Origin of the sequence: Nonomuraea sp. NPDC050202 (assembly GCF_040656115.1) — a bacterium.
In the GTDB taxonomy this organism is placed as follows: Bacteria; Actinomycetota; Actinomycetes; order Streptosporangiales; family Streptosporangiaceae; genus Nonomuraea.
On sequence record NZ_JBFALF010000002.1, the window covers coordinates 288,222 to 300,908 of the forward strand.

The 12,687-nt window shown below is 67.4% G+C and carries 22 protein-coding genes; 21 read left to right on the forward strand and 1 reads right to left on the reverse strand.

Translation table 11 applies throughout. The annotated features are described in order from the left end of the window. Positions 1-20: 20 nt before the first annotated feature. From AB0I79_RS06505 to AB0I79_RS06520, 4 genes are all read left to right on the forward strand, one after another. Positions 21-212: a helix-turn-helix domain-containing protein gene (locus AB0I79_RS06505; RefSeq protein ID WP_357867832.1), complete on the forward strand. Its 192-nt coding sequence runs from the start codon at positions 21-23 to the stop codon at positions 210-212. Between the two features lie 262 nt (positions 213-474). Further along, on the forward strand, positions 475-702 hold the full coding sequence (locus AB0I79_RS06510; RefSeq protein ID WP_357867835.1) for a hypothetical protein: 228 nt from the start codon (positions 475-477) through the stop codon (positions 700-702). 16 nt (positions 703-718) lie between these two features. Beyond that, on the forward strand, positions 719-940 hold the full coding sequence (locus AB0I79_RS06515; protein WP_357867838.1) for a hypothetical protein: 222 nt from the start codon (positions 719-721) through the stop codon (positions 938-940). 163 nt (positions 941-1,103) lie between these two features. Continuing rightward, complete coding sequence (locus AB0I79_RS06520; protein WP_357867841.1) at positions 1,104-1,244, forward strand: hypothetical protein; 141 nt, start codon at positions 1,104-1,106, stop codon at positions 1,242-1,244. A gap of 6 nt (positions 1,245-1,250) precedes the next feature. Here the strand turns inward: AB0I79_RS06520 and AB0I79_RS06525 are convergent, their stop codons facing one another. Next, positions 1,251-1,730, reverse strand: a complete 480-nt coding sequence (locus tag AB0I79_RS06525) for a hypothetical protein (protein ID WP_357867844.1) — start codon at positions 1,728-1,730, stop codon at positions 1,251-1,253. 128 nt (positions 1,731-1,858) lie between these two features. Between AB0I79_RS06525 and AB0I79_RS06530 the strand changes: the two genes are divergently transcribed. The 17 genes from AB0I79_RS06530 to AB0I79_RS06610 all read left to right on the forward strand — a co-directional run bounded on the left by AB0I79_RS06530 (position 1,859) and on the right by AB0I79_RS06610 (position 12,681). Continuing rightward, positions 1,859-2,155: a hypothetical protein gene (locus AB0I79_RS06530; protein ID WP_357867846.1), complete on the forward strand. Its 297-nt coding sequence runs from the start codon at positions 1,859-1,861 to the stop codon at positions 2,153-2,155. Continuing rightward, the gene (locus AB0I79_RS06535) at positions 2,152-2,469 is read left to right on the forward strand and encodes a hypothetical protein (protein WP_357867849.1); all 318 of its coding nucleotides are present in this window, start codon (positions 2,152-2,154) and stop codon (positions 2,467-2,469) included. The genes AB0I79_RS06530 and AB0I79_RS06535 overlap by 4 nt, the downstream gene beginning before the upstream one ends. Before the next feature lie 34 nt (positions 2,470-2,503). Next, positions 2,504-2,842, forward strand: coding sequence for an HNH endonuclease (locus tag AB0I79_RS06540; protein WP_357867852.1), 339 nt, complete (start codon positions 2,504-2,506; stop codon positions 2,840-2,842). Positions 2,843-3,168: 326 nt separating this feature from the next. After that, the gene (locus tag AB0I79_RS06545; RefSeq protein WP_357867855.1) at positions 3,169-3,696 is read left to right on the forward strand and encodes a P27 family phage terminase small subunit; all 528 of its coding nucleotides are present in this window, start codon (positions 3,169-3,171) and stop codon (positions 3,694-3,696) included. 31 nt (positions 3,697-3,727) lie between these two features. Then, positions 3,728-5,254 (forward strand): terminase TerL endonuclease subunit, encoded by a 1,527-nt coding sequence (locus AB0I79_RS06550; RefSeq protein ID WP_357867857.1) that lies wholly within the window; start codon positions 3,728-3,730, stop codon positions 5,252-5,254. A gap of 10 nt (positions 5,255-5,264) precedes the next feature. Beyond that, the gene (locus AB0I79_RS06555; RefSeq protein WP_357867860.1) at positions 5,265-5,498 is read left to right on the forward strand and encodes a hypothetical protein; all 234 of its coding nucleotides are present in this window, start codon (positions 5,265-5,267) and stop codon (positions 5,496-5,498) included. Further along, positions 5,491-5,898 carry a hypothetical protein gene (locus AB0I79_RS06560; protein WP_357867863.1) on the forward strand — a complete coding sequence of 136 codons (408 nt, stop codon included), beginning with the start codon at positions 5,491-5,493 and terminating at the stop codon, positions 5,896-5,898. Before AB0I79_RS06555 ends, AB0I79_RS06560 begins: the two co-directional genes overlap by 8 nt. Beyond that, positions 5,898-7,271 carry a phage portal protein gene (locus AB0I79_RS06565; RefSeq protein ID WP_357867866.1) on the forward strand — a complete coding sequence of 458 codons (1,374 nt, stop codon included), beginning with the start codon at positions 5,898-5,900 and terminating at the stop codon, positions 7,269-7,271. The genes AB0I79_RS06560 and AB0I79_RS06565 overlap by 1 nt, the downstream gene beginning before the upstream one ends. Positions 7,272-7,273: 2 nt before the next feature. Further along, the gene (locus AB0I79_RS06570) at positions 7,274-8,359 is read left to right on the forward strand and encodes an HK97 family phage prohead protease (protein WP_357867869.1); all 1,086 of its coding nucleotides are present in this window, start codon (positions 7,274-7,276) and stop codon (positions 8,357-8,359) included. Positions 8,360-8,366: 7 nt separating this feature from the next. Continuing rightward, positions 8,367-9,638 carry a phage major capsid protein gene (locus AB0I79_RS06575; protein WP_357867871.1) on the forward strand — a complete coding sequence of 424 codons (1,272 nt, stop codon included), beginning with the start codon at positions 8,367-8,369 and terminating at the stop codon, positions 9,636-9,638. 76 nt (positions 9,639-9,714) lie between these two features. After that, positions 9,715-10,131, forward strand: coding sequence for a hypothetical protein (locus tag AB0I79_RS06580; protein ID WP_357867873.1), 417 nt, complete (start codon positions 9,715-9,717; stop codon positions 10,129-10,131). A 10-nt stretch (positions 10,132-10,141) separates the two neighbouring features. After that, positions 10,142-10,465 carry a hypothetical protein gene (locus tag AB0I79_RS06585; RefSeq protein ID WP_357867875.1) on the forward strand — a complete coding sequence of 108 codons (324 nt, stop codon included), beginning with the start codon at positions 10,142-10,144 and terminating at the stop codon, positions 10,463-10,465. Beyond that, positions 10,462-10,695, forward strand: a complete 234-nt coding sequence (locus tag AB0I79_RS06590; RefSeq protein WP_357867878.1) for a hypothetical protein — start codon at positions 10,462-10,464, stop codon at positions 10,693-10,695. Before AB0I79_RS06585 ends, AB0I79_RS06590 begins: the two co-directional genes overlap by 4 nt. Positions 10,696-10,751: 56 nt before the next feature. Continuing rightward, positions 10,752-11,006, forward strand: coding sequence for a hypothetical protein (locus AB0I79_RS06595; RefSeq protein WP_357867881.1), 255 nt, complete (start codon positions 10,752-10,754; stop codon positions 11,004-11,006). Continuing rightward, positions 10,999-11,316: a hypothetical protein gene (locus tag AB0I79_RS06600; protein WP_357867884.1), complete on the forward strand. Its 318-nt coding sequence runs from the start codon at positions 10,999-11,001 to the stop codon at positions 11,314-11,316. The genes AB0I79_RS06595 and AB0I79_RS06600 overlap by 8 nt, the downstream gene beginning before the upstream one ends. A gap of 3 nt (positions 11,317-11,319) precedes the next feature. Next, positions 11,320-11,799, forward strand: a complete 480-nt coding sequence (locus AB0I79_RS06605) for a hypothetical protein (protein ID WP_357867886.1) — start codon at positions 11,320-11,322, stop codon at positions 11,797-11,799. Next, on the forward strand, positions 11,800-12,681 hold the full coding sequence (locus tag AB0I79_RS06610) for a hypothetical protein (RefSeq protein ID WP_357867889.1): 882 nt from the start codon (positions 11,800-11,802) through the stop codon (positions 12,679-12,681). It begins immediately after the preceding gene. Positions 12,682-12,687 lie beyond the last annotated feature (6 nt).

Here is a 12,687-nt window from a genome sequence, read left to right on the forward strand (position 1 = left end):
GGCATTTCGCGTTCCCGGGGGTGAACGTGGTCCCTCAGCCTCATGATGTTGTCACTCCGACCCAGGCCGCCGAACTGTTCGGCGTGCCGGCCTCGACGGTCCGCTCGTGGATCCGCCGCCACCAACTCGAACCTCTGGGCAGGATCGGCCGCTACAACCGGTACGACTACCGCGAGTTGGCGGCGATCGAGCGCGACATGCGCGCAGCCTAGACATCCCTAGATTTCCCAAGAACGCGCACTCCCACGGTGCTGGGGGAGATGCGCCGCTCCGCCACGCCTCCCGCCCCGTGGAGCCTGCGGAGCCTCGTGGCGGCCTGGCCTTCCTTCAGGGATCTGTGAGGGGTCCCGCCCGGGGTCAAAGGAATGCCAGGCCGCTACCCCAACATCTCCGGGCGGTTGGTTGTACTGCACGCCGCCTTCCGCCCGGACACCACTCGAATGCCTGTTCGCCTTGGTGGGTAGGCTCGCACCCATGCAAGATCCACCCTCAGTACGCCTCCCCAACCACCCGGCCAAGGCCGGGCTCCTCTTGGAATGGCGCAAGACCAGCACTGGACAGTGGGAGGCGCTGGTGGAGTACATCCTCGACGTCCCCGGCTACAAGGGCGGTCTCGAACCCCAGACAGCGTGGATGCAGGCGTACGAGGTAGAGCCCATCCGAGGTGAGGACTACAGCAGGGTGCCCCGCACCCGAGCCTGACCCGAAGGGGGTGCGTGTGAACCAGCGCGCCCGCCGAGCCCGTGTCATCGCCGCCTGGATCCTGCTCGCCGGCTCCATCATCGGCTGGCCACTCTCCATGCTCACCGTGGCCCAAGACGAGCCGCCGTTCGTCCTCTCGCTGTCGTGGCTGGCGATCATCCTCGCTGCTGCCGAACTTCTCACCACCAGCCAAGTGCACGAAGAGCAGGGCGAGGACAAGAAGACGGGACACCCATAGAAGCCTGCGGGACCTGATCACCGCAGGTTAGACGGCCCCGGGATTCCCCGAACCCGGGGCCGTCGCCACACCCCGCGTTTCGTCACCCTCAGTACAACTCGTCACGGGCGGGCAACCAAGATCTGCCTACGCTCCGTAGTTTCGCCAGGAACGGAGAAGCGCAATGAACGTCCTGCTGCTCCTCGCCGTCGTCTGCTTCCTGTGCTCCGCCGTCATCGCCAGCATCCAGAAGGCGTGGCCTCTCACCCTGCTCAGCCTCGGACTCGCCCTCGCTGTACTGGAGCGCGCTGGGCTGATCTCCTGAAGGTTGTCACTCTCCAAGGGGCAGCTCGATTGGAGCGGCCAACTGGGCGGCCGAGAACTGCGACCGGCCCCGATTCGCCACCTCGACGCCGTAGAACTCATGGCCGCCGGGAACTGACGCCGCGAACTGGAACGTACATCCCGGCTCCTGCAGCACCCCAGTGGTCAAGCGAGCCAGCCCGATCGTCTTCCCGGCAGGGTCTGTAACCACCACCTGCGCCCCATAGGCAATGTCCGCGTACTCGCCCTCGCCCGTGCAGGACAGGCGGTCGCCGAACTTGGCCGTGTCCCATGTCAACTTCAGCACGACCGTGCCGCTCACAATGACCGGGTCCGGCGCCGGCTGGACCGGCGCCTCCGAGGTCCGAGCAGCAGGCGCCGGCGGATACGCCACGGTGTCAGGCGCGAGCACGATGAACACTGCGGACATCGCCGCTAGCGCTAGCACTACGAGCGCCACCCCCGCCACGGCCAGCACCTTTCCCATGCGGGCATCCTGTACCGCTCCACACCGTGACACCAGACCCAAACAGAACCCTCCAGTGCGCGACTGGAGGTAGAGACCCCCGAGACCCTCCCGGACTCGGGGGTCTCGCCCACCACCGGGAGGAACCCATGACCGACCAGGAACAGGACGTTGTGTACGGGCCGGACGGGTGCGACGCATGGATCCCTGGCGTGCCGAAGAGCGTCCCGCGTGCCCGCGTCCTCGAACTGATCGAGGCGCTCGGCCTCGACATCCACAAACTACGAGGCCTGCGCATCGAACCGAACGCGATCTACGCCGAGGTCTACGCGTTCAAGGACGGCGCCCGATTCTGGGACGGCGCCTGGCGCCCTGACGCCCAGGTCGCCACCCACCGCATCGCCATCGCCATCACCGACACCCAGGACCCGGACGCCGACGTATGAGCATCTGGTCCACCTTCAAGACCATGAAGGTCCACGACAGCGACCACTCCGAAGCCGACCCGAACAACTGCGGGTGCAGCCTCGACGACAACAAGGTCTACCTGTCATCCGCCTGGTACGGCTTCCCGCTCCGCCTGTCCATCCGTAGCGGCGAGGCCCACGCAGACTGCACCCTCACCCGCGAGCAGGCACGCGAACTCGGGGTGGAGCTCATCTCGTGGGCCGCGCGAGACGACGCCGGCGAAGCCCGCATGTACCCCGACAGCTCCGCCCGCAAGAAGAACCAGCGGGACGACACACAAACCGAGGGCTGACCAAGAGGGGCGCCATCAACAGGGGGTAGAGCGCATGCCCCAGAGGGAGTGCCTCGACTGCCGGGCCCTGCATTCAGGGCCAGGGCCCCGCTGCCCCGGGTGCACGGGTGGACGGCAGCGCCAGCGTGACCAGCAGCGTGGAACCACCACGCAGCGTGGACTCGGCTGGACACATCAGCAAGCACGAGAACAGATCCTCGCCGCCGCCACCGTGTGCGCCGAATGCGGACAGCCACCCACACCAGGCAACCCGCTCACTGGTGGCCACGTCATCCCACGCACACGTGGTGGAACAAACGACCTCAGCAACTACCAGCCAGAGTGTGCCCGCTGCAACTACAGCAAGGGCGCAACCACGGGGCACACCGGGTAGGCCCGGCAGGGTGCCCCCACCCCCAGGCCCCACCGCCCCCACCCCGACCCCATGCCCCTGCCACCCACCCACCACGTGCCTGACCATCACACCAACCAACACGTGAACGATCAACGTCGATCAGCTAACCACGAAGATCGAACACGCCTTGAACCAGCCCCAGCGTCAGCCGAGACAGGGCAGGACAGGGCAGAGGGACCAGGGGGGCACCCCCGGCACGGGAAACGATCAACCGGCTCCTGACCCGTCCCCCTCGCGCCTTTTTTCGCTGGTACCACCGGACACGATTTGCCCCCTGACTGGGCTTTCGCGAGGGGAGGTACCTGATGCCCCGAGCGAAGAAGACGGCCGGCACCGCGATCGACAAGCGCAACGGGCAGCAAGTCCTCGGTGTGGTGGCCGGGCTGAAGGTGGAGAAGTTCACGGCGCCGCGCGGGCTGTCGAAGCCTGCGAAGGCCGCGTGGGATGACTTCTGGGAGGACAGGCCGGCGCATCTGGTGACGCCGGCGGCGAAGGTGGTGCTGCTGCGGTGGATCGACGCGCTGGACCGCTACCTGCGGACGATCGCGGAGGCCGACCAGCAGCCGCTCGTCACCGGGTCGCAGGGCCAAGAGGTGATCAACCCGCTGTACAAGGTCGCCGAGCAGGCGATGGCCACCGTGCGGGACTGTGAGAAGCAGCTCGGCATCGGCGGTCTGAACGCGGCCTCACTGGGCCTGGCTGCGATCAGCGAGCAGCGGTCGCTCGCGCAGATGAACGCCCGCTACAGCGAGCCTGATGCGGTCGAGGAGGATGACGAGCCGGACCCCCGTGAGCAGGGTCTGCGGATCGTGGGCGAGGTCGTCGATGACTGAGCAGGCGTGTACGGCGTGCGGGTGGGCGCCCATGCGCGGGGAGTTGTGGCCGTCGCTCGGCGGGGTGGCTGTGCGGTGGATCCAGGACAACCTGATCTTCCCTGAGGGGGACACGTTCGGGCAGCCGTTCAAGCTCCGCCAGGACCAGAAGGAGTTCCTGTACCGCTGGTACGAGTTCTGCCCCGGCTGCGATCAGTGGCACTACGACGAGGGCGTGCGAGGCGCTGCGACTGGCGACGGTAAGACCACGTTCATCGCCGCTATCGCGCTGCTGGAGTTCGCCGGCCCGCCGCAGATCGCGCCCGTCTCACCGATCATCAACATCGCCGCTGCCTCGTATGAGCAGGCCGACGAGTTGTTCGCCAAGGCCGGCCAGATGGTCGGCGGTCGGGACGACGAGATCCCCGAGGCGCCGCTGTGCGGGTTCTTCGCCGTCTACGAGAAGGTGATCCAGTTCCGTGACGGCAGGCCGGGCGAGATCCGGCGGGTCGCCGCGGTGGCGGGCACGAACGAGGGCGGTATCCCGCACCTGTTCATCTGTGACGAGGTCCACGAGTGGGGCGACGTCGGCTCGAACAAGGCGCGCGTGCACACGGTCATTTCCAAGTCGACGAAGAAGCGCATGACGGCCCGCGGCTCCGGACGGGTGCTGAACCTCAGCACGGCCGGGTTCGACGTGGACCATTCGCTGCTGGGCGCCATGTACAAGCGCGGCCTGCGGGTGCTGAAGAACCCGGCGCTGGCGCCGCGGCTGTACTTCGACTGGCAGGAAGCCCCCGAGGATCTTGACTACGAGGATCCCGAGCAGCGCGCCATCGCCGTACGGGCCGCGTCGAAGGCTGCGGGCGTGTTGTGGAACGTCGCCGACCGCGTCAACGACTGGGGCCGCCCGTCGATGCCTCGCCACGAATGGCTCAGGTACTACGCCAACCGCTGGGTGGACATCGCTGAGGACAGCTGGCTGAAGGACTACCCGGGCGCATGGGACAAGTGCGCCGGCGACGCCACCATCCCGCACAAGGCTGAGGTCAAGGTGGCCGTCGACATGGCGCTGCGCCGTGACTCGGTGGCCGTGCTGGTCGGCTGGGAGCGCCCTGACGGCAAGGTCGCGGTCAAGGCGAAGATCTGGAATCCGGACGGCACGGGGAAGATCGACCACCAGGCGGTGGTGGACTACATCCGGCACGACCTGGCGAACGAGTACACGATCGTCGAGGTCACCTATGACCCGCGGTTCTTCGAGGTGCCCGCCCGCATGCTCGAAGACGAGGGCTTCAACATGGTGGAGTTCCCGCAGTCGCCCGAGCGGATGGCACCGGCGTGCGGCCACGCCCTGGAGATGATCGTGGGCGGCGACGTCGTCCACGATGGGGACCCTGACCTGGGGGCGCACGTCAAGTCCGCCGCGATGCGGCCCGGTGAGCGCGGTTTCACGCTGTCCAAAGGCAAGTCAAAGCGAAAGATCGACGGCTGTATCGCCATGGTCATCGCGCTGTGGCGGATCGCCGCACCCGCGCCGGAAGAGCACCAGATCGAGCCGTTCGCGGTGTGGGCGTGAGGAGGCAACGATGGCGTTGACTGTGCCGCTGGAGCGGATCACGGACGAGGCGCGGAGAAGGGAGTTCGGTAAGGGTCTGCTTGCCCTCGTGCGCCTGCTAGGGACGCTCGTGCTCGGCATCCCGTACGTGATCGCGTGGTGCCTGCGAACAGTGGTGCTCGGTGTGACGATGCTGTGGGTTGCGGCGATGGCCGGGTGGCGCGATGCGGGACGACCGCGAGCGAAGGGCGGCGCCAGTGAGTGAGAGCACGCTGGCCGAGGTCGTGTCCCAGCTTGAAGCGGCGTACACGGCGACACGGCGGCGCCTTGCGGACTACCTAGAGCGAGAGGGTATCGGCCTTGCACCTGAGGCGATGACAGACGAGTCGGGCAGGTACATCCTCCTCGATGCGCTAGTCGCGCTTGCGCAGGCCAAGGCGGCGCTGGATGCGAGCCGCCGACCGGCTGAGGGCGTGGTGGCGCGGCCTGGTGACACGCTCGTGCTTCGCTTCGGCAGGGATGTGAGCATCGACCAGTTCAGCCGCTTCAGGGAGATGGCCCACGCCAATCTGAGTGAGCAGATGCCGGGCGTGAAACTCGTCTTCGTCGGCGGCGGTGTTGAGCAGATGGCCGTGTGCCGATCTGGCGAGGGCGTGCAGACCTAATGGGGCTGTTGGAGAGGGTCGCGGCAGAGGCTCGCGACCGGCGCCGGCGTGGCCGGAAGGCGTGGAGTGAGCCGCCATTCTGGGATTTGGAGAGGTTACGGTGGCCGTTTATCGGGTCGTCGTCGCTGAACTCGGACCGTGAGCAGATCGAGAACGACTTTCCCGGCTACGTGCAGGGGATCTACAAGCGGAATGGCCCGATTGCCGCGCTCATGCTGGTCCGCCTGGCCGTGTTCAGTGAGGCACGGTTCACCTTCCGCCGGATGCGGAACGGCCGCCCGGGAGATCTGTTCGGGACACGAGCCTTGGCCTTGTTGGAGAAGCCGTGGCCGGGAGGGACGACGGGTGACCTGCTTGCACGGATGATTCAGGACGCCGACTTGAGCGGCAACGCCTTCATCGCGCGTGTGCCCGGTACGGATCGGCTACGGCGGCTGCGGCCGGACTGGGTGACGATCGTCAGCGCGTCGAAGAGCGAGCCGGAGTTGTACGGGGCGGCGCTCGACGCTGAGGTGATCGGCTACTACTACTCGCCGCGGGCGCCCGGCGTGCGAACGGACACGCTGCTGCTGCCGTCGCAGGTGGCGCATTTCGCGCCCATCCCTGATCCGGAGTTCTCGTGGCGGGGGATGAGCTGGTTGACGCCGGTCCTGCGGGAGATCAGCGCGGATCTGGCGGCCACAACGCACAAGTTGAAGTTCTTCGAGAACGGGGCCACCCCAGCGTTGGCGGTCAGGCTCGACGCGAGCGTGACTCCCGAGATGTTCGAACGCTTCAAAACGCTCATGAATGAGAGTCACGCGGGCGTGGACAACGCTTACAAGACCCTCTATCTCGGGGGCGGCGCGGACGTGACGCCGCTGACCATGGACCTGCGAGCGCTGGATTTCAAGTCGATCCAAGGCGCGGGAGAAAGCAGGCTCGCGGCTGCGGCCGGTGTCCCAGCGACGATCGTCGGGTTTTCGGAGGGACTCCAAGGCAGCTCGCTGAATGCCGGGAACTACTCGTCAGCCAGGCGGCGGTTCGCCGATGCAACCATGCGGCCCTTGTGGCGGAACGTGGCTGGGTCGCTGGCGTCGCTGATCGACGTGCCAGATGGCGCTGACCTCTGGTTCGACGCCAGAGACATCAGCTTTCTGCAGGACGATCGCAAGGACGCGGCGGAGATTCAGCAATCCAAGGCGGCGGCGATCAGGCAGCTCGTGGACGCGGGCTACGACCCGGCGAGCGTCGTGGCGGCGATTGAGGCCGAGGACATGACGCTCCTAGTTCACACCGGTCTCTACTCGGTCCAACTACAACCGCCGACAACGGCTGACCAGGGCGCGGAGTCGCCCGATGACCCATCCGGACCCGATCCGGCAGAGGAGTAGTGATGGATACCAAGGGACTCCACGTCGAGATCAAGGACGAATCCAAGGGCCTGGTCCGCGCGGTCTTTTCAACCTTCAACAAGATCGACAGCCATCGAGACGTGACGCTGCCCGGCGCATTCGAAGACGGCGCTGAGGTGCCGATCAGTTCTTACGGTCACACGTCATGGGATGGTGCCCTCCCAGTCGGTAAGGGCACCATCCGGCAGACCTCAAAGGAAGCGATCTTCGAGGGTCAGTTTTTCATGGACACGACCCACGGCGCCGACACCTTCCGGACCGTCAAGGCCCTGGGGTCGCTGGGGCAATGGTCGTACGGATACGACGCGCTGGAGTACTCCTTCGGCGAGCATGACGGCCAGGACGTGCGCTTTCTCAGCAAGCTCAAGACGCACGAGGTGTCACCGGTCCTGCTGGGTGCCGGGGTCGGCACGCGGACCCTGGCCACGAAGTCCGGGCCGGCGGCAGTGAAGACGGGGCGGCCGATCGCGCCGCACGAGTGCGAGGTCACGTCGAGGTCGTGGGACGGCGCGAAAACGCTGGCCGGCCTCGGTGAGGATTTGCGCCCGTCGGAGCTCCGTACGGTGTTCGCCTGGCAGGACGCCGGCGCGGACCCGGAGCTGAAGAGCTCCTACAAGCTGGCTCACCACCATGGCGTGGGCGGGCCGGCGAACACGAGGGCGTGCCTGATGGGCATCGCCCTGATCAACGAAGGCAAGGCGGGTGTCCCGGACGATGACCGCCAGGCCGTCTATGACCACCTCGCCGCGCACCTGCGGGATGCGGAGGTCGAGGTTCCGGAGCTGAAGGCCGATGCCGGTGGTTCCATGAAGTTCCATGAGGAAGGGCACTTGGTCATAGCCAGGCTCTCCTCCTACATCGATCGCGCTTCGGAAGTCCTAGCTCTCCGCGCGCGCAAGGGCAGGACGGGGCTCGCCCCGTCGTCGGCTGAGCTCCTGGGCTGGGTCGATGACGAGCTGCGACGCCTGAAGGGCCTGCTCTCCACGCCCACGGGGCCCGAGGACCCGACCGAGGCCGACATCGCCTCACTGGTCGCCAGGTCTATCGCCCAACTGCAGAACCTGTGAGGAGATCATGAGTATCGACGCGCCCGACAGGGTCATCGAGTTCCCCGCGCTGAAGGAAGCGCAGGAGGCGCTCGACGCGAAGCGCAAGAGTCTGAAGGACATCTTCGACGAGGCTGGCCCCGAGTACGACATGAGTAAGGTGAAGTCCATCAAGGGCGACACCGCGGCCAAGGTCGACGCGATCCGCCAGCTCAATGAGGAGCTCACCGAGCGCAAGGCCAAGGTCGATGAGCTGATGGTTCTGGCCCGCGCTGCTGGTGCCGCCAAGGAGGCGGAGCAGGTAGAGCGCGGCGATCGGGACGTCAGAGATGACGGCCGCGGGCCGCAGACGAAGGACGGGCGGGAGCGGTCCTTCGGTGAGTCGTTCATGGCTAGCCAGGCGGTCAAGGGCTACGTGCGTGGTAGCGGCAGCGGCCCGCAGGCCACGGTCGACGTGTCCCTGAAGACGCTGCTGACCACGGGCGGATATGCGCCGGAGACGACGCGCACGGGCCGGATCGAGGAGTTCCCGACGAGGCCGGCTCCGCACATCGCGAACATGATCCCGCAGACCAGCACCGGTCAGGCTGCGGTGGTCTACATGGAAGAGACGATCTTCAACAACACCGCTGCCGAGGTCTTCGAGGGTGAGCAGTTCCCCGAGGCCCAGCTCAAGCTGGAAGAGAAGACCGTCCCCGTCCGCAAGATCGCCGTCTATCTGCCGGTGACCGACGAGACGTTCGAAGACGTGCCGCGCGCCGAGTCCTACGTGAACAACAGGCTGCCGTTCATGCTCCGGCAGCGCCTGGACCTGCAGATCCTCCGCGGGAACGGCACCGCCCCCAACCTTCTGGGCACCGAGAACGTGCCGGGCATCATTAGCCAGCCCAAGGGCGCCGATCCGACGATGGATGCCCTGTACAAGGCGATGAACCGCATCAGGACGGAGGGCTTCGCCGAGCCCAACGTCATCTTCATGTCGCCGCTGAAGTGGGAGTCCATCCGGCTGCTCAGAACCGCGGACGGCGTCTACATCTGGGGCCACCCCAGCCAGGTCGGCCCGGCGACGGTCTGGGGCCTGCCGGTGGTGGAGACCACCGCCGCGCCGCCCACCAAAGCGCTGATGGGCGACTACGCCAACTTCTCCGAACTGGCGATCCGGCGCGGCATCGACGTGCAGATCTCCAACTCACACGCGGACTACTTCATCAACGGCAAGCTCGCCGTGAGGGCCGATGTCCGCGTCGCTGTCGTCCACTACCGGCCGACGGCGTTTGCCGAGGTGACGGGGCTGGTCTGACGACCGGTCCGGCACCAGCACATCAGCTCGAAGGGGAGGGCTCGGCGCTCTCCCCTTCTGCATGAGGAGGATGTAAATGCCTTACAAGGGTGGATATCCGCGGGCGACGGACTGGCGGGTCGTGCGCGGCCGGTACGACTTCGCCGTGGACGGCGGCGCGGTCGGCGACATCGACCTGACGCTGGACGCGCAGATCCCGGCCAACGCGGTGATCCTCGGCGGGTTCGTCGAGGTCGACACGGCGGTGACGAGCGGCGGCGCCGCCACGGTGGCGGTCAAGGTCGAGGGCGCCGGCGACATCGTCGCTGCCGCGGCCGTGTCCGGCGCGCCCTGGTCGACGACGGGCCGCAAGTCGGTGGTGCCGGTCTTCACCGGCGCGACCACCGTCAAGACCACGGCCGCGAGGAAAATCCAGGCGACCGTGGCCACGGCGGCGCTCACCGCCGGCGTGTTCGACGTCGTGCTGTTCTTCATTCAGCTGCCGGACGCGTAAGGGGGTCGGCATGGCGATCATCGAAGGTGTGACTCCGCGCCCGGGTGCGGTGCGGGTGCTGGCGGCCAACGCCACCGTGACGCTGGCCCGGGACGACGGCACGCTGATCCTGTCGTCCACGAACGCGTCGGCCAAGCCGGTGACGATGACGGCGACTCAGGCCGGTCACATGGTGACGGTGTGCCTGCGCACGTTGTCGTCGACCGGCTCGTACACGCTGGCCGTGAGCGGAGGGACGGTCACGCTGGACGCCGCGGGTGAGGGCTGCCTGCTCGCCTACGACGGCAGCGCCTGGCAGTTGGCCGGTCTGACCGGAGGGGCGACAGTCGCATGAGCCGCGTGACCATCAAGCAGCGGATGTACCTCACCGAGGACAAGAGCAGGGCCGTGCCTGAGGGCGATCCGGAGGCGCGACACTTGCTGTGCGCGGCGGGCGGCGAGGTGTCGCGCGCGGACGCGGAGCGGTACGGCCTCCTGGACGAGCCCAAGCCGGAGCCGGAGCCGGAGGAGAAGGCCGCGGCCACGCCGGCGAACAAGGCGCGCGGGCGGGCGGCGAACAAGTAGTGGCTGGCCTTCTGCTCGAGCGGCGCTGGCACTGCACCCGGTGCACGAGCGCCGCCGTGACTCGGGACGGTTCGACGCCGATGCACCCCTGCAAGGGCATGGCGGGGCTGATGGTACCGCTGACGCCGGAGGGCGTGGCGTGTGATGTGCGGGCGGTCGAGCGGGAGGACTACGTGGGCAAGGAGCTCGTGCAGACGGACGGCAACGGGCGGCCGGTGATGTCGGTGGTCATCGAGCGTGAGGACGGCCGCGACTGCACGGTGTACGCGCCGACGGCGACGGCCACACGGGAGGAGGTCCTCGGTGGATGAGAAGCAGGAGAAGAAGCTCCGGTCCGCGGCCGTGCAGGAGCGGCGCATGGCGGATCTGGCGGTGGAGGCGGTACGGCGGGCTGAGGCCAAGCTGGACCGCTTCCGGGCGACCTGGGATGCCGAGCGCGAGGCGACGGAGCGCGGGCTGGTGGAGGCCGTGACCGAGGCCGAGCGCCAGGCGGCCGAGGCCGACGGGCGCGCGGTGGCGGCTGAACGAGAAGTTGTCGAGGCCGGGCTAGAGCCGGGCGCGAGCGCAGGCCATCAGGTTTCAGCGCAGGCTGGTGTGGCTGCGGGCGAGAGCGTGGTGTGACCGATGGCGTGGACTAACAGCAAGATCTTCCGACCGCTGCTGACTGACTTCTTTGTCCGTACGGGCAGTTTCGCGGTCGATCTGGACGGCGACTCGTTCAAGACGGCCCTCTACGACAACGACATCACGCCCGACAACGACGTCACAGCGGCCAACTCCGCCTACAACGTCGGCCAGTGGGTGACCACGGGCAACGAGGTGTTCGAGGCCGGCCAGTGGGCGCAGGGTGGCGTGACGCTCACCGGCGTGACGCTCAACAGCGGCACGGCGGACGTCATCTTCTGGGACGCCAACGACCCGACCTCGGGCACGGCCGCAGACCTGGCCAACGTGTATGGCACGCTCACCTACGACGACACCGTGACGGCGCCGGTCGCTGACCAGGGCGTCTGCTACAACTACCTGGGCGGCGCCAACTCTGTGACGGGTGGCCAGTTCACGGTGGTGTGGCACGCCAACGGTATCTGGCGCATCACCCTGTAGATGCCCGTCGCGCTGAAGTACGTCCGCCGCTTCAACCGGCAGAGCCTCGCCGAGGGCCAGCGTGCGGCGCCGGGGACGGTCGGCTTTCTCGGTGATGAGGCAGCGCTGACGGTCTACAACGTGGGGGATCCGCTTCCGTCGGGCGCAGTGTGGGACACCGGGACGTTCCGGGTGAACGCCAGCAACTTCGTGCTGGAGCGCTTCCGGATCAACGCAGAGGTCGTCTGCTACGGCGCCAACGCGACGTTCCGGCAGGGCGTGATCCAGTGCGGGCCGGGGACGACCTTCGGGATCACGGTCAACGGCGCGGGCCTCGGCACGCTGACCGTCGAGGACGTGACGGTCCGGCGGGTTCCCGCGGCGACGGCCGGGGACGTCCAGACCAACGGCATCTCCAGTGACAGCTTCCTGGTGGCGCGCCGCTGCGACGTGTCGGGCACCGGTGACGGCATCCACGTGGTGGCTGGCGGCGGGTCTCTGATCTCGCAGTGCTGCATCCACGATCTCGCGTTCGTCGATCCTGAGCAGCATCTCGATCCCGTGCAGGTCTTCTCCGGCGCGGGTGGCGCGATCACGGTCGAGCACTGCTGGATCGGCCCGGCGTTCTCGGCCGGTGGCACGCCGCCGAACTCGTCGATCACGTGTGGATTCGCGACGAACTCCGGCCCGCTGATCACACCGACGATCGTCAACAACTACCTCGCGAGCGGCTTGTACCACCTGCGGATCGGCTACCGGGTGTCCGGTGCGGTGGTGACCGGCAACGACCTCGGAGAGCTCTCGCCTGGCGAGTTCGGTCTGGTCAGCGTGACCGAGCCTGGAAGCGTAGCCACCTGGTTCGGGAACCGTGACGGCGGCGGCTCGACGATTCCGCAGCCGTAGGGAGGC